The organism is Roseobacter sp. EG26 (genome assembly GCF_049830555.1).
Lineage (GTDB): Bacteria > Pseudomonadota > Alphaproteobacteria > Rhodobacterales > Rhodobacteraceae > Roseobacter.
Genome location: NZ_JBNBLH010000001.1, coordinates 572,682 through 591,280, shown reverse-complemented (window position 1 = coordinate 591,280; position 18,599 = coordinate 572,682). Strand labels below are relative to the sequence as shown.

Here is an 18,599-nt window from a genome sequence, read left to right as displayed (position 1 = left end):
GATACGTGCCCCGGTGGTCTCATTCATGCTTGCCTGCTCTGGCGAAGGGCGCGATTTGTTACCGCATCTCCTGCGCCGGTGTGACCCCAAGAATACCAAGACCGGCTGCAATTACAACGCTCGTGGCACGCGCGAGGGCGATTTTTGCCTGGCTTGTGGCAACGTTGCCCTCCTGCACCGCGCGCAGGCTGTCGTCAGATCGACCGAGATGGTAGAGGCTGTGGAATTCCGACGCCACCTCATAGAGATAAAATGCCACGCGGTGCGGCTCATTGCTGCGCGCTGCCGTCTCGACCAGCCGCGGCCATTCGGCCAGTTTCGCCGCCATCGAAAGCTCGGCTGCATGTGCCAGTTGCCCCAGATCCGCAGCAGCCAGCGTCGCGTCATCGACGGCGATGCCCGCCTCTGTGGCCTTTGTCAGGATCGACGCGATCCGCGCATGGGCATATTGCACATAAAAAACAGGGTTTTCGCGCGATTGCTCCATGACCTTGTCGAAATCGAAATCGAGCGTCGCGTCGTTCTTGCGGGTCAGCATGACGAAACGCGTCACATCCGGACCCACCTGATCCACCACATCGCGCAGGGTGACAAATGTCCCTGCCCGTTTGGACATTTTGAACGGCTCTCCGTTTTTATAGAGCTTCACCAACTGCGTCAGCTTGATATCCAGCGGCACCTGACCGCCGGACAGTGCCGACACCGCCGCTTTCATCCGTTTGACGTAGCCGCCATGATCGGCCCCAAAAACGTCGATCAGCGCGTCAAAACCCCGGCTCACCTTATCGTAATGATACGCGATGTCCGGCGCGAAATAGGTCCAGGAGCCGTCGGATTTCTTTACCGGGCGGTCTACGTCATCACCGTGCTCGGTCGAGGCGAAAAGTGTCTGTTCGCGGGGCTCCCAATCTTCCGGTTTTTTGCCCTTTGGCGGCTCCAGCACGCCTTCATAGATCAGACCCTTGCCGCGCAGATCATCAATCGCCGCTTCGATCCGGCCCGTTCCATAAAGCGATTTTTCCGAATAGAAGACGTCCATTTCAACGCCAAGCGCCTTGAGGTCGGCTCGGATCAGGCCCATCATCGCCTCAGTCGCGAACTCCCGCACGTCCTCCAGCCAGAACTGTTCGCCTTTGTCGAGATAGGCCTCCCCCACCTTGTCTTTCAGCGCTTCGCCCACGGCGATCAGGTAGTCGCCGGGATACGTGCCGTCGGGAAAGGCCACTTCCTGCCCATGCGCTTCCAGATACCGCAGATAAACCGACCGCGCGAGCACATCGACCTGCGCACCACCGTCATTAATGTAGTATTCGCGCGTTACATCGAACCCGGCAAAATCCAGCAGGGACGCCAGCGCATCCCCAAAGACGGCCCCCCGCGTATGGCCCACATGCAGCGGACCTGTTGGGTTTGCAGAGACGTATTCAACGTTGACCTTCTTGCCATGCCCCAGGCTCGCACGACCAAAATCTGTGCCTGCCGCCAAAATGCCCGACACAACACCCTGCCAGACATCGGGCGCAAGCCGCAGGTTCAAAAATCCCGGGCCGGCAACCTCCGCTTTGCTGATCCGATCATCCTTGATCAGATGTGCGGCAAGGTTTCCGGCAATATCGCGCGGTTTCTGACCCGACGGTTTTGCAAGGACCATGGCAGCATTGGTTGCCATATCGCCATGCGCGGCATCGCGCGGCGGCTCCACCGTCACATTGTCCATGGTCAGGCCCTCGGGCAATTGCCCGGCGGCCACCATGTCCTGCAAACAGTCGACTACAAGCGCGCGGATATCGGCGAATAGGTTCATCTTCTTGGTCCTAACAGAAACTTCGGGCGGTTTATCACGCCCCGGGGCCGGGTCAACCGCACATGCCTGCAGATAGTCCGCCCGAAATCGAAAAGACACGCCGCCGTGCCCCTAGAGGCTAAAACCCGCCGTTTGTCCCTCAGCGATCAAACGTTCATGTTCTTGCAGGGCAAACCTGTCGGTCATCCCGGAGATATAATCGGACACGATACGCGCCAGCGCCGTTTCCCCGCGCGCCTCCTCCACATCCTTGCGCCATTGTTTTGGCAGTTGATCCGGGTGGGACATGAAGTAGGGGAACAGCTCTTCGACAACCTGCGTAACCTGTGCCCGCATTTCCACCACACTGGGCGCGCGGTACATACGGTCGAAAAGAAAAGACCGGATGACTTTCAGATCGGTAAACACATCATCGGAAAAACGGATAATGGTGCGCCCTGCACCGCGAATGTCATCCACAGATTGCGGGGCCAGTTCCATGAGCCTTTCCTGCGCAAAATTGATCACGTCCTCGACCAGAACACCAAAGAAACGCCGCAACGCCTCATGGCGGCGGCGGTAGTAGTTCAGCCCCGGATAAAGCCTGTCGACCTCTTTGAAACATGCGTTGAGGATCGGCAAAGCAGCCAGTTCGTCGGTGGAAAAAAGCTCGGCGCGCAGCCCATCATGAAGATCGTGATGATTGTACGCCACATCATCGGCAATCGCCGCCACCTGTGCTTCGGCACTGGCGAACGTTCCCAACTCAAGATCATGTCGATCGTTGTAGACTTGCAGCGCCCAGGGGATTTCACCGATGACCGGCCCATTGTGCTTGGCCAATCCTTCGAGCGTTTCCCAGGTCAGGTTCAGCCCGTCAAAATCCGCGTAGTGACGCTCCAGATGCGTGACGATCCGTATGGCCTGGGCGTTGTGATCAAAACCACCATAGGGCGCCATGAGCGCAGAGAGCGCATCCTCCCCGGTATGGCCAAAAGGCGTATGACCCAGATCATGGGCAAGAGCCACGGCTTCTGTCAGCTCGGCATTGAGCCCCAGCGCACCCGCAATTGTCCGCGCCACCTGCGCCACTTCGATAGAGTGGGTCAGCCGTGTACGGTAATAATCGCCTTCATGTTCTATGAAGACCTGGGTTTTGTGCTTGAGCCTTCGGAAGGCGCTGGCATGAATAATCCGGTCCCGGTCACGCTGAAAACATGACCGAAACGTGCTTTCCTCCTCCCGCACGCGCCGTCCCCTGGCGCGGGCCGGATCAGAGGCATAAAGAGCCGTCATTGCTGGCTTGTCCTTGTGGCCTGATCTGCGAGTTTCTATATTGCACCTACAGCATTAATGAAACCGCTTGACGGAGCCCGCACATGCAACTGCCCCCCAAGGTTACGCCCCGCGCTTTTGATCGGCTGGCCGAAATAGGCGCCGCGACTGACGGCAAGGCCCTGCGCGTGGCCGTTGAGGGTGGCGGCTGTTCGGGTTTTCAGTACGAGATTGCGCTGGATGAACCGCGCGAAGACGACCTGATTCTCGAAGGGTCAGGTCAAAAAGTTGTCGTTGACGCCGTGTCCCTGCCCTTTCTGGGTGGTGCAACAATTGATTTCACCGAAGAATTGATCGGTGCGCGATTTGTGATCGACAATCCGAATGCGTCAAGTTCTTGCGGTTGTGGGACCTCTTTTTCGATGTAGCCGCGATGCGCCTGCGCGTATTTAGCCAGGACTAGACCTCTGCTCGCGAGAAATCCTCGAAGAATGCGCTGAACCTTTCCGAGGATTGTTCGGCACCACTCAGAATTTCGACACCCTCAGAACCAACCGCTTCGGCCATGCCGTCGCGCATTTGAGCCCAGTTGCGGCTGCGGGCGGGGCCGAGATGAAACATGTATTCGGACATGGCGCGCAACGGTCCCTTACGGCCCGTATGACGGCGGACATGTAACCCCTGCGCGGAAGGAATACCCGGAAAGGAAGATCGACCGGTGAGTTGCGCCCACCAGCTGGTGACAAGGTACTCATGGTAACAATCCCCGGCACCGTTGCCGTTGGGTGCCAGAACAAAACCACCCATTTCCTGCGCAATCCAGTTTTCCCAGATGTCACTGGGCACCTGCCCTGCGAACCGCATGGCAACGCAAATCTCTGCAAGAAGGTCAATGTCCTGATCGAGAAAGGCCAGAAGGCCTGCATATTCGAGGCTGGCAATCGCCTGCTCCCCCAAATGAGGGTTGGTTACCCCGTAATCTGAGAGGTAGAACACGATGTGGGTAAGTTCATATGTCGCCTTCTTGTTCGGGAGGGCGAAAGTTTCAGACCGATCAACGAATGCGTGCAACCGGTTCCACAAGGCTTCTTCGTCAGCTTTCACCTCACGCCGCGCCATCAGGCGATATGCTTCGGCACGTTGAAGGTCTGATAATTCTGCTTCGACAAGTCCCATTTCCGCGACCCATTGGCATAAGGACGCCCCCTTGTCGCCGTCGATTCCAAGGTCCTCAAGATCAAGGCAAATGGACAACAAAAACCTGTAATACTGTGGGAAAAACCGCAGTCTCTCTTCGAGCCCCTGATACACCCGCTCATAGGGTACCAATGCCGCCTCCGACAAAGTGGCTCCGCTGGAGGCCAGTACGTTGAGAACTTCGGCGTTTTCCTTCAGCCAGAAAACGTCATCGGGTGATCGGCGGTTACAAGCAAAATTGTGTAGCAAAAGGGCCTGGCGGTCAGCCAGAGCCGGTCTGCGCGGCAGACCCAAAGAGACGACGTTAGACATGGGGGTTCTTCCTTTGTCCTAAGGATCTGCCGCACAAGGCTGTTGGTCGGACCAAGGTCCATTGGGGACTTGAGCCGGACCAATCAGGTCGGGTTACATGGAGGTTGTGAACAGCCCCGTTGCATCACCCGAAAACGCATCTTTACCAGCAACCATACTGGTGGTGAATTGACCGGTCTCTGCCCCTGTCAGAGTATCTGCGGATGGGCCCATTGATGTGGTAAAAAGCTCAGTGCCATGACCGCTCATCATATCGGTACCAGAAGGTGCCATACTTGTTGTGAAAAGAGCGGTTCCAGCGCCACTGTGCAGGTCATTTTCAGACCCGAAGATATCTTCAGAAACCATAGCTGCGGCAAGTGCGTTCGTCTTCATATCATATCCCTTTCAAATGAAGTTTTGTTCGCTCTTTCACGCTTGCCCGTTTAAGGAGAGTTTCCAAGAATTATTCGCGTTAACAATGTGTTAACCATTACTTATCCACACGAACATTCCGTGTTAGCGCCAGACATTTTTGGAAAGTTCGACGCAGTAATCTTGGTTAATTTTTTTTTATCCACAGAGGATAACTCTGTGGATATTAACCTTTTAAGCCCGATTTTCGTTAACCATTAACAAGAATCACCTTCGCCCGTTTCAGCTTTTCAGCCGGCGTGGAGGACTGCTTGGCCCTTGCTTTGGCAGCGCGGTTGGGCAATAGCTGAACAGGTCCGTGACAAGGAGCGCCCCCATGAAGATCGCCACATTCAACATCAACGGCATCAAAGCCCGGATTGATGCGCTTCCTGCATGGCTCGACGAAGCCCAGCCAGACGTCGCTATCTTGCAGGAAATCAAGTCCGTGGATGAAGGATTTCCTTCCGAGATATTCGAGGAACGGGGCTATAATGTCGCCACCCACGGGCAGAAGAGCTTCAATGGCGTCGCCATATTATCCAAGCATCCGCTGGAGGATGTCACGCGGGGCCTGCCGGGGGATGACAGCGACGAACAGGCCCGCTGGATCGAAGCCACGGTCATGGGAGATACGCATCCTGTTCGTATTTGTGGTCTCTATCTACCCAATGGCAATCCCGCACCTGGCCCGAAGTACGATTACAAACTATCCTGGATGGCGCGTCTGCTAGATCATGCGCAATCGATGCTGGCCAGTGAAACGCCGTTCCTGATGGCCGGGGATTACAACATCATCCCGCAAGTGGAGGATGCGGCAAAACCAGATAGCTGGCGCGAGGACGCATTATTTCGGCTGGAAAGCCGTGCGGCATTTCGAAGATTGCTCAATCTCGGTCTGACAGAAGCCTTCCGGGCGCGCACCGCCGGACCCGGGCACTATAGTTTCTGGGACTATCAAGCCGGCGCGTGGAACCGAAATAACGGCATTCGCATCGATCATTTCCTGCTGTGCCCGCAGGTGGCCGACATGCTGCAGGACTGCCAGATCGACAAAGAAGTGCGCGGGCGTGACAAGCCTTCGGATCACGTTCCCGTCTGGGTAGAGCTTGCCGCCTGACTAACCTCGCGACCCCCACAAACCTCAACCGGTGATAGAATTTTCTTGGCATAAGGACGCATCCTGCTAACCTCGCGCCCAAGAGGTTGCATGATACGATCACATACTCCGCCGAACCCGATCCCCGTTCCAGCATCTGCACGATCTGGACAACAGCGACAGAAAACCGCGCCGAATAGCGGCATTGATGCGCTGCAACGGCAGGCGGATGAAAGTCAGATCGTAGGTCACTTGCAGCTGCTCCAACGCAAGGCTGACAGCCACCGCTCCCGTCTTGCAGCCGGTGGTCCCCCGATACAGCGTGAAAAGAATATCGGATTGGGTTTCACCGATCTGGAGAATGACAAATACGGCGAAGATGCATTCGGCAAGTCAAGCAGTTCAAAGGGCAATCTTGACAAGTTCCGCACCGAAGTTAACGCCGAAGGCCCCGGCGCGTTTGTCAAAGGGCTGGCCAGCCAACGCCAAAGCGGGCAGATACAGGGGATCTTCACAGGCGGCATCAAGAAAGCCATGGAACAATCCCTGACAATCAAACAAAACCTCGCGGGATTTACGCAGGATCAGATCGACCACGCGCGCAATCACCCGCCCATGTTGGACGAAGACGAGACCCGGGCGGCGCAGCTCGCCGTTCCGGTTTTCAAGGACATGCCGGGCACATCGGCGGAACTTTGGAGCGCGATGAGTGATGTCGACCCGCCACTGGGGTTCAGCAAGGGTAATGCGGCGATTTCGGTTTGGGAACTGAGCCACATGCTGCACAACGAGACACTTTTCGCCAAGACCGAATTTTATGACTTCAACGCGTCAGACGATGTGCCGAATGCGGTGCCTCTGTCTCCGCAACAGCTTGAATCGCGCGGCATCGAATTGAGCGAAGAGGACCAGAAAACACTTGCCGAACTCGGAATCGAAGCCCCAACGGGCCGCTCAAACGGCAATTGGTTCACAAATTTGTTCAAATGTTGCTTTGGTGGGTAGACCCAGATGAATACGCGAAACGATCAACAGGTGCAGATTGAGATGATGCGCCAGGAGGCCCAGGTCCTCTTTGTGCAGGTGCTGCAAGACGGGGCCTTCCAACGCTTGGGGGCCAGGGATTTGCGGACTTCAGACGGCGTGCTGGTCAAAGGTCATCTTAAACCAGACGCTACCCGCCGTCTCTTCGAGGCTATCCCGGATGATTTTCGCGAAACTGCCGGACACTACAACGATCCCGACGCCACGGGCGACCGTATGGGACTAAGCATCATCCTGCGCCGCAACGGGACTGAAGAGGTGTTTCAAATGGTCTACGGCAGCCAGTCGACCGGGCCGACCCAGGAGATCAAGGATTTTGTGATCACCGCGATACAGCTGACAGAACCAGCCTATCAGGCACATCTCTGACAGCATCAGCCCCCCGATTCAGGCTTCGAGTTCGGCATCCCAGTAGAGAAAATCCATCCAGCTTTCGTGCAGGTGGTTGGGAGGGAATTTGCGACCCATATTGCGCAGTTCTTCAGCGCCCGGCTGGCGGGGCGGTTTACGCAGGTTAAGACCCGTGCGGTGAAGCGGTTTTGATCCCTTCTTCAGGTTGCATGGGCTACAGGCCGCCACAACGTTCTGCCAGCTGGTCACCCCGCCCGAGGCGCGGGGGACAACGTGATCAAATGTCAGGTCTCCACGCGCGCCGCAGTATTGGCACCGGAATTCATCTCGCAGAAATAAATTAAAGCGCGTGAAGGCCACGCGCTTTTGAGGTTTTACATAGTCTTTCAGAACAACGACCGATGGGATCCTGATCTGGGTACTGGGGCTTCGGACAATGTCATCGTATTCCGCCACGATATCCACCCTGTCGAGCCAGGCCGCTTTCACCGCCTCCTGCCAGGGCCAGAGGGATAGCGGATAATAGCTGAGCGGTCTGTAGTCGGCATTCAACACCAGAGCCGGCCTGTGCCTCAAGGCTGCCGGGTTGCGCGTAAAATCCGTCCTGAAATCGCCGTCCATGTCTGGGCTTGCCCTCTACCGATTATCCACAGAGCCTCACGCCAACCGCGCCACCAGCGCACGAGTCCTAAGCTGGACTATATATCGTGGTTTCCACCGCGCAAGCCCTGCAATTCCACAAGATGTCGCGGCTCCTTTTGACGCTCTATTGTAACACAAAAATGTCTCCAATCGGTAAAGTTCAAAAAAGAGGCGCCAGAAGAGGCGCCTCTTTGATCAGCCGGTTATCTCGGGCCTGTTTTCGCCTGTTTGGCGTCTATTGTCCTACAATGCGACGGTGCGCATCATATGTCGCCTTGATGGCATTGCCGCTCGATAACTTCTCGGGGCTTGGCCGATACCAGTCTTCCTTTTCGTGGTGGCGCTGCCAAAGCCGACCTTGCTTGTCGACAACATGCCGCCAGCAGTTTTTCCTGACCTCATCGGGCTCGTTCTTTTCTTTCCATTCCCAAACAGCTTCGTAGCAAAGCGTGCCTTTGTTGGTGACATACCATTTGCCGTCAGCGTAGGATTTGCTCTGGTTTTCTTCATTGGTCCAGACCGCCTGAAATTTACCACCACTGCCCCAATACGAGCCACCTCGCGACCAGTTCCACGTGTTGCCAAGGTATTTCGCGATGATTTGCTGCGGGTCTGCGGGTGTCGCCCCGCGTGGTTTTTTCTCGGCCAGCGCCGCGGTGCCGGCAGTCATGAGCATGGCGCAAGCACCGGCGACCAGAGTGTAACGCATATGTTTTAAAATCATTTTTATCTCCAAAAAAATTTGCGAATAGCGCCACTATTTGAACGCGCTGGCAAGCAGGCGTCATGATCCATATGGACTATGCGACAAACTCATCGCCCAGACGCATCCCTGTCGCATGCTGATAGTCAGATTTTGGAGAGCAAGCCCTCGGAGCAATTGCAGTTTGGCAATACTAATGCCGCAAAGGCGTCCGGTCCTACAGGCTGAGCTTATCGCGCATAAAAGCCAGGGCAACGGAGAGCCCATCCGGCGCGATGCCATGGCCGGTACCCTTCATGACATGAGCGTAGACATCCTGCCACCCTGCCTCCTGCAGGGCTTCGGCGGCTTGTGGCAGCGATTGTGGTGGGACAACATCGTCCTGATCGCCATGGACCAGCAGGACAGGCGGGCGCACGACCACTTCGTCGGTCAGTGTCTCGGGGCTCAGCAAGCGACCGGAAAACGCGACAATCCCCGCAATCTGATCTTCGCGCCGGGGCGCAACATGCAGCGACATCATGGTTCCTTGTGAAAACCCGAATAACACGACCTGCTCCGGCAACACATCTTCATCGACCATCAGCGCATCCAGAAAGGCATTCAGGTCATCCACTGCCTGCATCATGCCGCGCATGGATTCCTCTTCGGAAGACCCATCAATCCAGGGGATCGGAAACCACTGATAGCCCATCGGAGCCCCTGCGCAGGCTTCCGGCGCATCGGGTGCCACAAACAAAGTATCGGGCAAGTGCTCGCCCAGGGGATCAGCCAGCCCCAGAAGATCGGCGCCATTGGCGCCATAGCCATGCAGGAAAACCACAACGGAACGCGTCTCACCCGACACTGGCGCGCGGCGCTCTGCATTCAAAACCCTTGTCATCTGATCCCGTCCCGTTGTTTGACATGTCTGTAGTAGGCAAAGAGCAGTCGCGCCGCAACCGACCGCCAGGGAGACCAGTTTTCCGCCATTTTTCGCAACTCGCGTTCTTTTGGTCTTTCGGGCAGGCCATAGAGAAGCCGCGCGGCTTCCTGAAGGGCCAGATCACCGGGCGCAAAAACATCCGCTCGGCCCAGACTGAACATCGCGTATATCTCTGCTGTCCACACGCCGATGCCTGTGACGGCGGTCAGCGTCTTGATGACCTCGTCGTCCGATGCGGATCGCAAGGCTGCATAGTCGATGTTTGCGGCTGCCAAGGCATGGGCGTAACGCGCTTTTTGCCGACTCAATCCAAGATCACGCAATTCCTGCTCGGTAAGGGCGCGCACCGCATCAGCGGAAACGGCGCCTGCGTCGCGCAATCGGGCCCACAACGCCGCGGCAGACGCGGTTGAAACCTGCTGGCTGACGATCGCGCTCAACACTTGGGCAAAACCATCCGGTTTGCGACGCAGGGGCAAGGGTTCGGTCAGACGCAGCGCCTCTGCTAGGCAGGCCTCCCTGCCCGCCAGCCAGGCGGTCCCTTCTGCGACATCCGCGTCGGTCTCAATGATCCGGCCCGCATTCACGCGTTTGCTTCCCAGGCCAGTGCTTCGGCGACGGTCTCTACAACCGGCATCGCAGCCGGAGGGGGCTGCCGTTCGATCATCATAACGCGAATGCCCAAGCGCCGCGCCGCCAACAGTTTGGACATGCTCGCAGCACCGCCGACGTTACGACAAATCAGCCGGTTTATTCTCAGCTCGCGGAACAGGGTTTCTTCATTGCGCTGCGAGAACGGCGGCACGCCGAAACTGTATTTCACAAAGGGAAACGGCGGTGGCGCAGATCCTGAATGTGTTTGTCTCAGATACAGCACCTGACCCTGGAAATCCGCGAACTCGGGAAGCGATGCCCAACCGGTATTGCTGAAAACACGCGCACCCGGCGGCACCGCATCGGAGGCTTTCTTGACGGAGCTGCAATTGGTCCAGCGGTCCTGACCGGTCGCGCGCCACGCCGGGCGCAAGACCCGCAGATAACTGAGGCTGAGCTTTGCACAGACGACAGCAGCACGTTGCGAAATATTTGCGTCAAAAGCGTGGCTTGCATCAATAACGCAGGCGACCTCATTCGCCGTAAACCAATCTTCCAGCGCGTCGGTGTCGTGAAAAGGCCCGATGCGCGTCGGCACCGGCAAAACATCAAAAAACCGCTCCGGTTCCGGCAGGCTGGCAATGACATCCCGGCCTCGGGATACAAGTCTGGTGATCACACCATGTGCTTCTCGTGCACCCGACATCACAAGAACTTTGCCACCCTTTACCATGGGATGATTGTAATTCAGATCACGTCATAGGCAAGAGGGCTTGCCCCTTTCCCGCAACAGGAATACGCAAGGCTCATGCAAGCCTCCGACGACAGCCGCGCCGTTCGAAATGTAGCCGTTCTGGTCATGGCCCAGGCGTTCCTGGGCAGTCAGTTACCGATGATGTTCGTCGTGGCTGGCCTTGCCGGTCAACAAATGGCCACCAACGTCTGCCTCGCGACGCTGCCGATCTCGATGATTGTGTTCGGGTCCATGACGACGGCACCGTGGCTGTCAGGGCTGATGCAACGGTTTGGCAGGCGTGCGGGATTTGTCGCAGGTGCCGCGGGCGGCATGGTTGGAGCTGGAATCTGCGCCTATGCGCTGACCATTTCCAACTTCTGGATTTTCCTTGCAGGCAGTTACCTGATGGGCATCTACATGTCCTCGCAGGGTTTTTTCCGATTTGCGGCGGCGGATACAGCCTCTGATGCCTTTCGGCCCAAAGCGATTTCCTATGTCATGGCGGGCGGTCTGGCGTCGGCCATCATCGGACCACAATTGGTGGCGTTTCTGACCGGCACCAGCCCGGATGCAACGGTCATGCGGTTTTTTCCGGTCTATCTGGCCGCGGTCGCCCTCAATCTCATCGGCATGTTCTTTTTCGTGTTTCTGGACATTCCTAAACCAATAAAGCGCACCGCAGACGCCCCGCGCGGGCGATCTCTTTCAGAGCTCTTGAAAACCCCGCGCATCGCGGTCGCGGTCATTTGCGCGATGGTATCATATGCGTTGATGAATCTGGTGATGACCTCGACACCGCTTGCCGTTGTCGGTTGCGGTTTTGCAGTGGCCGATGCATCAAATGTGGTCACAGGTCACGTGTTGGCCATGTTCGCACCCTCCTTTTTCACCGGCCACCTCATCGTGCGGTTCGGCGTTGAGCGGATCATGGGGCTGGGGTTGTTGATTCTGGGAGGTGCCGGAGCGGTCGCGCTCTCGGGGGTGGAGCTCGGTCATTTCTACATTGCCCTGATCCTGCTGGGTCTGGGATGGAATTTCGGTTTCATCGGTGCCACGACCATGCTTGCAGGCGCACATGAGCCGCATGAACGCGGGCGTATGCAGGGTTTGAACGACTTGCTGGTTTTTGGCGGCGTCACCCTAGCCTCCCTCTCCTCGGGCGGGTTGATGAATTGCTCAGGTGGCACACCGCAAGAAGGCTGGGCCGCCGTCAATATCGCAATGATCCCCTTCCTTGTGCTGGCGGGGGGGGCGTTGATCTGGTTGATGATGCGGCCCAAACCTCAACCCGTTTGAGCCCAATAAACCGATGGTCTCAGGACCAGCGCCAGAGCTGAAATGAACGGCGCAGCGGTGACACAGCCAATGTGCCATCCGCCACGCATCGCGGATTGTTCACAACACGGGCCAGCAGCCTTTCGGTCAGAAAGGCCTCGGCAAGCGCGGACTGCAGGGCAGCGGGCAGCGTGTTTTTGAGGCTTCGGGTTGGCCGAATTGCAGCAAGGGCTTCCTGCGCCATCTGTGCAATGGCATCGGGGCGTCCGTCCACAAGGGGGATGCGGCCCTGTGCTTCCAACGCCGGCACCGCCTGCAAAAACCGCGCCAATCCGGTGGCATAGCCCAGTTTTTCTATCGCAGTCCAAAGCGCGTCACCGGGAGCAATCTCCAAATCGCTGCGCTGTCCCAGAACCCGCGCGGCAACCAGCATGATGCCCGCGGCAGTGTCATCGAGATATGCCTTGAAATGCGCTTCATCCTCGAAGGCTTCTTTGTAAATGTCCCATCGTCGCGCGGCAACGAGCCGGTCAAGACGCACGACCGCCTCCGGGTCCAGAAGTGCAGCCAGAGGGGTGACAACCTCATGACGGCGTATGGTGTTTCGGGCGGCGATTTCCTCCAAAGCATCGCGCCACCATTGCAACCGCATCTCTGCGATCATCGGCTCCTGCGTCACCCAGGGCGCGCGGGCCACTTCAACGTTGAAGGCATAAAGCGGAAAGAGCACGCGGCGCGCGGCCACCGGGCTGGCCATGGCTGCGGCAAAGCGGTCCGGATCGCCTTTTTCGACAAGGGCGGCACAGGCGGTGAGGTCCGCGTCAAAGCTCATCCGGGCGCACCACGCTCAGCAGATACCCGAAAGCATCGCGGTGCGCGCGCCAGCAGGCAGCTTCGGTTTCCGCTTCATCCAGAACCTGCGCCATATCCGCCGTGGCATCCGTTCGCAGGTTGGCGATGCGCCGATCCAGCGGGATGAAGTAGTCTTCCCAGGCCTTGTCCGACAGTTTGCGGGTTGCCAGCGTCCTGTAGCCTGCCGCCTCCACATGGCGCGCGATGCCCGCCACATCCGTCATCGCCGGGTACTCTTGCCAAAAATCAACGGCGGCTTTTGGACGGGCATCGGTAAACCAGCAAACCTCTGAAAAGACAATCACCCCGCCCGGTGCCAGTGCCTTGCGCCATGTGGTCAGCCCCTCCTGAATGCCCATGAAATAAAGCGCACCGGCGCACCAGATCATGTCAAAGGGGCCGGTGATGTCTTCCATGTCGGAGACCGACAGGGACACCTGCGGGTGATCCCCGAAAACGCTGCGCGCCTGCGCCACAAATTGCGGCGCCTTGTCCATTGCGGTCACATGTCCCTGCGGGGCGGCCTTCAGCAAGGCCGGAATATCCGCTCCCGGCCCGCAGGCTGCATCGCAAATACGTGCGTCAGCGGGCAGCCCTGCGATGCCAGCGGCCCATTCAACGTCCTGCGCTTGCCCCGGCCCTTCACGCGGCAAGTCGCGGTGCAGGGTGAAAAACGCATCCCAATAGGCCTCGCTCATGACGCCCTCTTGATGTCGCGCAGTAGCTTCCAGCGGATGGCGTCCAGCAATGCCTCGAAAGAGGCATCGACGATGTTGGCCGAGACGCCGACAGTGGACCAGCGTTCCCCCTGCCCGTCTTCACTGTCGATGATCACGCGGGTCACGGCCTCGGTGCCGCCCTGGGTGATGCGCACCTTGAAATCCACCAGCCGCATGTCGTCGATGATCTCCTGATACGGCCCCAGATCCTTGGCCAGCGCCTTGGAGAGCGCGTTTACGGGCCCCCGGTCCGAGCCCGTTTCATCCATGGATTCGCTGACGGAAAGCTTTTTATGACCATCGACTTTCACGACCACAACCGCCTCGGACAGGCTGATCATCTTGTTGTATTTGTTTTTGCGCCGCTCGACCGTCACACGGTAGCGTTTGACCTCAAAGAACGTGGGCATCTGGCCCAGGGCGTCCCGCGCCAGCAGTTCGAAACTCGCCTGCGCCGTGTCGTAGGAATAGCCATCCGCCTCGCGCGATTTGATCCGGTCCAGGATCAACCCCAATGCCGGATCGCCTTTGGCCACCGTGATGCCCGCCGCCGTCAGACGCTCGCGCAGATTGGACTGGCCCGCCTGATTTGACATCGGGATAATCCGCGCATTGCCCACATCACCGGGGTCGATATGTTCATAGGTGCTGGGGTCCTTGAGGATCGCGGAAGCATGCAGCCCGGCCTTATGGGCAAAGGCCGAAGAGCCCACGAAGGCCGCCTGCCGGAACGGCACGCGATTGAGGATTTCGTCAAGCATGCGGCTTGTCCGTGTCAGCCCCTTCAGCGCCGCGCGCGTCACGCCGATTTCATATTGGCCGGCGTAGGGCTCCTTGAGCAGCAGAATGGGGATGAGTGCTGTGAGATTGGCGTTGCCGCAACGTTCGCCCAGACCATTCAGCGTGCCCTGTATCTGACGGGCACCCGCATCTACCGCCGCCAGCGTGCAGGCCACGGCGTTTTCGGTGTCATTGTGGGTGTGAATGCCCAGATGATCCCCCGGAATGCCCGCCTTGATGACCTCCGCCGTGACGCGTCCGACCTCCTCGGGCAGCGTGCCGCCATTGGTGTCACAGAGCACGATCCAGCGGGCACCTGCGTCATAAGCGGCCCGGATCGCGGCCAGCGCGTGATCCGGATTGGCCCGGTAGCCGTCAAAGAAATGCTCCGCATCAAAGAGCGCCTCGCGCCCGGCGGATGTGACATGCGCCATGGACCGAGCGATGTTGTCGATGTTCTCGTCAAGCGGGATGCCAAGTGCTGCCTCGACATGGAAATCATGGGTTTTGCCCACAAGGCAGATGGCCTTGGTGCCAGCATTCATGACCGCCGCCAGCACATCGTCATTTTCCGCCGACATGCCGGAGCGTTTGGTCATGCCGAAGGCGGTCATGCATGCGCTGGTCTGCGGGGCTGCGTCGAAAAACGCGCTGTCCGTCGGGTTGGCCCCCGGCCAGCCGCCTTCGATGTAATCGACACCAAGCTGATCCAGCGCTTCGGAGATCAGACGCTTTTCTTCGGTCGAAAACTGCACGCCCTGCGTCTGCTGCCCGTCGCGCAGAGTGGTGTCGTAGAGGTAGAGGCGCTCGCGGGTCATGGGGCGATCTCCCCGGCAAAATCGCCGTATGACATGCGTGCACAACCTGTGCACCACCTGTGCACCGCTCGCAGCACCCGCCGGAAACTATCCGTCGCGTGGCGTGTTGCCGAGGCTTCGACCTTCGCGGGAACGTCAGCCCGGAGCGCGCGCAAGGCGCGCGCCGCGCCCCCCCACGGGGCGGGCGCTTCACGCCCTTCCCGCGCGGCCCGGGCGCTGGTCTCAGATTTGAAGGGAGTCATTTCAGGGCCTCCAAGGATGCAACCGACACATCAAGTTTCGCGGCAGCATGGACCGCGCGATCTTTAGTAGCCCGCAGTTGGACGCCACACTCAGAAGCGAGCCTACGCAATTCATCAGCGGAGTCATAATCTCGAGCTGTTCGCAATTCTGCCCATCGTCTGGCGAGTTCCAAGAGAGTTGCTTCCAGTTTCGGATTTACCGTTCCAGAATAGGATATTCCGATGGATTGATCACCAAGTGAACCATCCATGTCCCGCTTTTCCCACCAATCACTCGAGGGATGTAAGCCCATGAAATCCAATGAAGCCTTGAGTTGGCCTCCCAAGCCATCGTTTGCCAGTTGATGCAGGTAAGGAATGGCCTCCGGAAAGTTCAAGTCATCGGACAAGTAAGAAGTGAGCAGCGCGAGTGAGTAAGGGTCTGGTTTCTCGCCCTTGCAAATGTTGAACCACTCTTGAAGAGTGTTCGACGCGTCCTTTCTTTTCTCTTCCGTCCAGTCCATCGGCTTGCGGTAGTGGGTGCTGAGCATCACGAAGCGGATCACCTCGCCGGGCACGCCCTGACCGAGCAGGTCGCGCACGGTGAAGAAATTGCCCAGCGATTTGGACATCTTCTTGCCCTCGACCTGAAGCATTTCGTTGTGCATCCAGACATTCGCGAAATCATGTCCTGCGCAGGTCGACTGGGCGATCTCGTTTTCATGATGCGGGAATTGCAGATCATTGCCGCCGCCGTGAATGTCGAAGTGCGCGCCCAGAATGTCATGCGCCATGGCGGAGCATTCAATGTGCCAACCGGGCCGCCCGCGCCCCCAGGGGCTGTCCCAACCGGGCAGGTCGTCGGTTGAGGGTTTCCAGAGCACAAAATCCATCGGATTGCGCTTGTAGGGGGCGACTTCGACCCGCGCGCCTGCGATCATGTCATCTGTCGAACGGCCCGACAGCGCTCCATACGCCGCATAGCTCTCGACGGCGAAAAGCACGTGACCCTCAGCCGCGTAGGCATGGCCTTTTTCAATGAGGTCTTCGATCATCACCACCATCTGGTCGATGAACTCGGTCGCGCGGGGCTCATGATCCGGTCGCAGTGCGCCAAGCGCGTCCATATCGGCGTGATACCAGGAGATGGTCTCCTCCGAGCGCGCGCGGATCAACTCTTCGAGCGTTCCGGCCTCGCCTGCGGCTTTGCGATCTTGCGCCGTCTGGTTGATCCGGTCGTCCACATCCGTGAAATTGCGCACATAGGTCACCTGTTCGGCCCCGTAGACATGCCGCAGCAGACGGTAGAGCACATCAAAGACGATCACCGGCCGCGCATTGCCCAGATGTGCACGGTCATAGACGGTTGGCCCACAGACATACATCCGCACGTTTTCAGGATCGATGGGCGCGAAATCCTCTTTGGTCCGGGTTTTTGTGTTGTAGAGCTTGAGTGTCGTCATGACAGGCGTCCTTGCGCGAGAATAGCGCGGGCATAGCAATCTGAGTTCAGGATGAAAACGACCTAAATCCGCCCGCAGGGTGCGTTCAGCAGATAATACAGCAAATGAGCGTCATCTTGGTCATGCCCCTCCCTAGCGCGACCAGCCGGCGGCGGTCAAGACAGATTGACGAATCGTGCGGCCTCTGCGCCCCTGCGCGGCAGACAGCGAAGGAGTGGGTCATGCAGTTATCTTCACGCATCACAGGCCTGACGGGCGGCGGCTCGGACGGGTGGGATGTCTTCTTGAAAGCGCGCCGGATGATCGCCACAGGCACCCCTGTGACCGAACTGACCATCGGCGAACATGACATTCGCACCGCAGCCCCCATTTTGCAGGACATGCATGCCTCGGCATTGGGCGGGCACACCGGTTATGCCGCCGTTCCCGGCACCGAGACGTTGCGCCAAACCGTGGCCGCACGTGTTCAGGAACGCTCCGGCGTGCCGACAACGCGCGATAATGTGATGATCACCCCGGGCGGTCAGGCCGCCCTTTTTGCCGCGCATATGGCCGCCTGTGATCCCGGTGATACGGCGCTTTATATTGATCCCTATTACGCCACCTATCCCGGCACGCTGCGCGGTGCGGGTACAATCCCGCAGGCCATTTCGACACGGGCTGAGGATGCGTTTCAGCCGCGCGCGGAGGCCCTGAAGGCGCATTCCGGTGCCGCCCGGTCGCTGCTGGTCAATTCCCCCAATAACCCGACGGGCGTGGTCTATTCTGACCGGACGCTCGAAATGATCGCATCTGTCTGCTGCGAGGATGACCTGTGGCTGATTTCCGATGAAGTCTATGACACGCAGGTCTGGGAAGGCCGACACCTGTCACCGCGTGCCTTGCCGGGGATGGCCGAACGCACGCTGGTCGTGGGCTCCATGTCGAAATCCCACGCGATGACCGGGTCCCGCTGTGGCTGGATCATCGGCCCTGAAGACGCAGTGGCCGACCTGATCACGCTTGCAACGCATACGACCTACGGGGTGCCCGGCTTCATTCAAGACGCCAGCACTTTCGCCCTGAACCAGGGCCGGGATTTCGAAGCAAAAATCGCCGAGCCGTTCAGACGCAGGCGCGCGCTGGCAAGCCAGGTATTGGCGCGCCAGAACACGGTTGGCCTGGTCCCGGCGCAGGGAGCGATGTATCTGATGCTCGATGTCCGGGCGACGGGCCTGTCGGGCGAGGCTTTTGCTTATGACCTGCTTGACGCTCACCATATCGCGGTCATGCCGGGCGAGAGCTTCGGCAAGTCCGCTGCAGGTCACATCCGGGTTGCGATGACAATCGAAGACACCGCATTTGAAGCGGCATTGCAAACACTCTGCGCCCATGCGGAGAAGCTTGCCGCATGAAAAACCCCGGCGGCGCAGGCCAC

Annotated in this window: 20 protein-coding genes; 6 read left to right on the top strand and 14 right to left on the bottom strand. The window is 58.5% G+C overall.

What is annotated here, in order from left to right:
* Positions 1–58: 58 nt before the first annotated feature.
* The gene (gene argS / locus ACOTTU_RS02930; RefSeq protein WP_425656008.1) at positions 59–1,804 is read right to left on the bottom strand and encodes an arginine--tRNA ligase; all 1,746 of its coding nucleotides are present in this window, start codon (positions 1,802–1,804) and stop codon (positions 59–61) included.
* 111 nt (positions 1,805–1,915) lie between these two features.
* Positions 1,916–3,079, bottom strand: coding sequence for a deoxyguanosinetriphosphate triphosphohydrolase (locus ACOTTU_RS02925; protein ID WP_425656007.1), 1,164 nt, complete (start codon positions 3,077–3,079; stop codon positions 1,916–1,918).
* Positions 3,080–3,162: 83 nt separating this feature from the next.
* On the opposite strand from ACOTTU_RS02925, the gene ACOTTU_RS02920 reads away from it, so the two are divergent.
* A complete protein-coding gene (locus tag ACOTTU_RS02920; RefSeq protein WP_298912532.1) occupies positions 3,163–3,486 on the top strand; it encodes a HesB/IscA family protein in 324 nt (107 codons plus the stop codon).
* Between the two features lie 31 nt (positions 3,487–3,517).
* Here ACOTTU_RS02920 and ACOTTU_RS02915 read toward each other — a convergent pair whose 3' ends face one another.
* Positions 3,518–4,567, bottom strand: coding sequence for a DUF6902 family protein (locus ACOTTU_RS02915; RefSeq protein WP_425656006.1), 1,050 nt, complete (start codon positions 4,565–4,567; stop codon positions 3,518–3,520).
* Positions 4,568–4,660: 93 nt separating this feature from the next.
* A complete protein-coding gene (locus tag ACOTTU_RS02910; protein ID WP_298912539.1) occupies positions 4,661–4,942 on the bottom strand; it encodes a DUF6749 domain-containing protein in 282 nt (93 codons plus the stop codon).
* 355 nt (positions 4,943–5,297) lie between these two features.
* Between ACOTTU_RS02910 and xth the strand changes: the two genes are divergently transcribed.
* The 3 genes from xth (at position 5,298) to ACOTTU_RS02895 (ending at position 7,472) form a co-directional block, all read left to right on the top strand.
* Positions 5,298–6,080, top strand: a complete 783-nt coding sequence (gene xth / locus ACOTTU_RS02905) for an exodeoxyribonuclease III (RefSeq protein ID WP_425656005.1) — start codon at positions 5,298–5,300, stop codon at positions 6,078–6,080.
* A gap of 90 nt (positions 6,081–6,170) precedes the next feature.
* On the top strand, positions 6,171–7,064 hold the full coding sequence (locus ACOTTU_RS02900) for a hypothetical protein (protein WP_425656004.1): 894 nt from the start codon (positions 6,171–6,173) through the stop codon (positions 7,062–7,064).
* 6 nt (positions 7,065–7,070) lie between these two features.
* Complete coding sequence (locus ACOTTU_RS02895; RefSeq protein WP_425656003.1) at positions 7,071–7,472, top strand: hypothetical protein; 402 nt, start codon at positions 7,071–7,073, stop codon at positions 7,470–7,472.
* Between the two features lie 18 nt (positions 7,473–7,490).
* On the opposite strand, the gene ACOTTU_RS02890 is transcribed toward ACOTTU_RS02895, so the two are convergent.
* The 5 genes from ACOTTU_RS02890 to ACOTTU_RS02870 form a co-directional block, all read right to left on the bottom strand.
* Positions 7,491–8,075: an HNH endonuclease gene (locus ACOTTU_RS02890; RefSeq protein WP_298912549.1), complete on the bottom strand. Its 585-nt coding sequence runs from the start codon at positions 8,073–8,075 to the stop codon at positions 7,491–7,493.
* A 256-nt stretch (positions 8,076–8,331) separates the two neighbouring features.
* On the bottom strand, positions 8,332–8,832 hold the full coding sequence (locus ACOTTU_RS02885; protein ID WP_425656002.1) for a DUF995 domain-containing protein: 501 nt from the start codon (positions 8,830–8,832) through the stop codon (positions 8,332–8,334).
* A 184-nt stretch (positions 8,833–9,016) separates the two neighbouring features.
* The gene (locus ACOTTU_RS02880) at positions 9,017–9,682 is read right to left on the bottom strand and encodes an alpha/beta hydrolase (protein WP_298912554.1); all 666 of its coding nucleotides are present in this window, start codon (positions 9,680–9,682) and stop codon (positions 9,017–9,019) included.
* Positions 9,679–10,311, bottom strand: coding sequence for a DNA-3-methyladenine glycosylase family protein (locus ACOTTU_RS02875; protein WP_425656001.1), 633 nt, complete (start codon positions 10,309–10,311; stop codon positions 9,679–9,681). The genes ACOTTU_RS02880 and ACOTTU_RS02875 overlap by 4 nt, the downstream gene beginning before the upstream one ends.
* The gene (locus tag ACOTTU_RS02870; protein WP_425656000.1) at positions 10,308–11,024 is read right to left on the bottom strand and encodes a precorrin-6A/cobalt-precorrin-6A reductase; all 717 of its coding nucleotides are present in this window, start codon (positions 11,022–11,024) and stop codon (positions 10,308–10,310) included. The genes ACOTTU_RS02875 and ACOTTU_RS02870 overlap by 4 nt, the downstream gene beginning before the upstream one ends.
* A gap of 102 nt (positions 11,025–11,126) precedes the next feature.
* On the opposite strand from ACOTTU_RS02870, the gene ACOTTU_RS02865 reads away from it, so the two are divergent.
* A complete protein-coding gene (locus ACOTTU_RS02865) occupies positions 11,127–12,350 on the top strand; it encodes an MFS transporter (protein ID WP_425655999.1) in 1,224 nt (407 codons plus the stop codon).
* 19 nt (positions 12,351–12,369) lie between these two features.
* On the opposite strand, the gene ACOTTU_RS02860 is transcribed toward ACOTTU_RS02865, so the two are convergent.
* From ACOTTU_RS02860 to cysS, 5 genes are read right to left on the bottom strand one after another with little or no spacing between them, the layout of a single operon-like run.
* Complete coding sequence (locus tag ACOTTU_RS02860) at positions 12,370–13,161, bottom strand: squalene/phytoene synthase family protein (protein ID WP_425655998.1); 792 nt, start codon at positions 13,159–13,161, stop codon at positions 12,370–12,372.
* Positions 13,151–13,879, bottom strand: coding sequence for a class I SAM-dependent methyltransferase (locus ACOTTU_RS02855; protein WP_425655997.1), 729 nt, complete (start codon positions 13,877–13,879; stop codon positions 13,151–13,153). Before ACOTTU_RS02855 ends, ACOTTU_RS02860 begins: the two co-directional genes overlap by 11 nt.
* The gene (gene cimA / locus ACOTTU_RS02850) at positions 13,876–15,498 is read right to left on the bottom strand and encodes a citramalate synthase (protein WP_425655996.1); all 1,623 of its coding nucleotides are present in this window, start codon (positions 15,496–15,498) and stop codon (positions 13,876–13,878) included. The genes ACOTTU_RS02855 and cimA overlap by 4 nt, the downstream gene beginning before the upstream one ends.
* Positions 15,495–15,740, bottom strand: coding sequence for a hypothetical protein (locus ACOTTU_RS02845; protein ID WP_425655995.1), 246 nt, complete (start codon positions 15,738–15,740; stop codon positions 15,495–15,497). The genes cimA and ACOTTU_RS02845 overlap by 4 nt, the downstream gene beginning before the upstream one ends.
* Complete coding sequence (cysS, locus tag ACOTTU_RS02840; protein ID WP_425655994.1) at positions 15,737–17,182, bottom strand: cysteine--tRNA ligase; 1,446 nt, start codon at positions 17,180–17,182, stop codon at positions 15,737–15,739. The genes ACOTTU_RS02845 and cysS overlap by 4 nt, the downstream gene beginning before the upstream one ends.
* 221 nt (positions 17,183–17,403) lie before the next feature.
* Between cysS and ACOTTU_RS02835 the strand changes: the two genes are divergently transcribed.
* Positions 17,404–18,576 (top strand): pyridoxal phosphate-dependent aminotransferase, encoded by a 1,173-nt coding sequence (locus ACOTTU_RS02835; protein WP_425655993.1) that lies wholly within the window; start codon positions 17,404–17,406, stop codon positions 18,574–18,576.
* The last annotated feature ends 23 nt before the right edge of the window (positions 18,577–18,599 follow it).

Coding starts and splice junctions, on each gene's coding strand:
- argS (WP_425656008.1), bottom strand. CDS start 1,804: ATGAACCTATTCGCCGATATCCGCGCGCTTGTAGTCGACTGTTTGCAG.
- ACOTTU_RS02925 (WP_425656007.1), bottom strand. CDS start 3,079: ATGACGGCTCTTTATGCCTCTGATCCGGCCCGCGCCAGGGGACGGCGC.
- ACOTTU_RS02920 (WP_298912532.1), top strand. CDS start 3,163: ATGCAACTGCCCCCCAAGGTTACGCCCCGCGCTTTTGATCGGCTGGCC.
- ACOTTU_RS02915 (WP_425656006.1), bottom strand. CDS start 4,567: ATGTCTAACGTCGTCTCTTTGGGTCTGCCGCGCAGACCGGCTCTGGCT.
- ACOTTU_RS02910 (WP_298912539.1), bottom strand. CDS start 4,942: ATGAAGACGAACGCACTTGCCGCAGCTATGGTTTCTGAAGATATCTTC.
- xth (WP_425656005.1), top strand. CDS start 5,298: ATGAAGATCGCCACATTCAACATCAACGGCATCAAAGCCCGGATTGAT.
- ACOTTU_RS02900 (WP_425656004.1), top strand. CDS start 6,171: ATGATACGATCACATACTCCGCCGAACCCGATCCCCGTTCCAGCATCT.
- ACOTTU_RS02895 (WP_425656003.1), top strand. CDS start 7,071: ATGAATACGCGAAACGATCAACAGGTGCAGATTGAGATGATGCGCCAG.
- ACOTTU_RS02890 (WP_298912549.1), bottom strand. CDS start 8,075: ATGGACGGCGATTTCAGGACGGATTTTACGCGCAACCCGGCAGCCTTG.
- ACOTTU_RS02880 (WP_298912554.1), bottom strand. CDS start 9,682: ATGACAAGGGTTTTGAATGCAGAGCGCCGCGCGCCAGTGTCGGGTGAG.
- ACOTTU_RS02870 (WP_425656000.1), bottom strand. CDS start 11,024: ATGTCGGGTGCACGAGAAGCACATGGTGTGATCACCAGACTTGTATCC.
- ACOTTU_RS02865 (WP_425655999.1), top strand. CDS start 11,127: ATGCAAGCCTCCGACGACAGCCGCGCCGTTCGAAATGTAGCCGTTCTG.
- ACOTTU_RS02860 (WP_425655998.1), bottom strand. CDS start 13,161: ATGAGCTTTGACGCGGACCTCACCGCCTGTGCCGCCCTTGTCGAAAAA.
- ACOTTU_RS02855 (WP_425655997.1), bottom strand. CDS start 13,879: ATGAGCGAGGCCTATTGGGATGCGTTTTTCACCCTGCACCGCGACTTG.
- cimA (WP_425655996.1), bottom strand. CDS start 15,498: ATGACCCGCGAGCGCCTCTACCTCTACGACACCACTCTGCGCGACGGG.
- ACOTTU_RS02845 (WP_425655995.1), bottom strand. CDS start 15,740: ATGACTCCCTTCAAATCTGAGACCAGCGCCCGGGCCGCGCGGGAAGGG.
- cysS (WP_425655994.1), bottom strand. CDS start 17,182: ATGACGACACTCAAGCTCTACAACACAAAAACCCGGACCAAAGAGGAT.
- ACOTTU_RS02835 (WP_425655993.1), top strand. CDS start 17,404: ATGCAGTTATCTTCACGCATCACAGGCCTGACGGGCGGCGGCTCGGAC.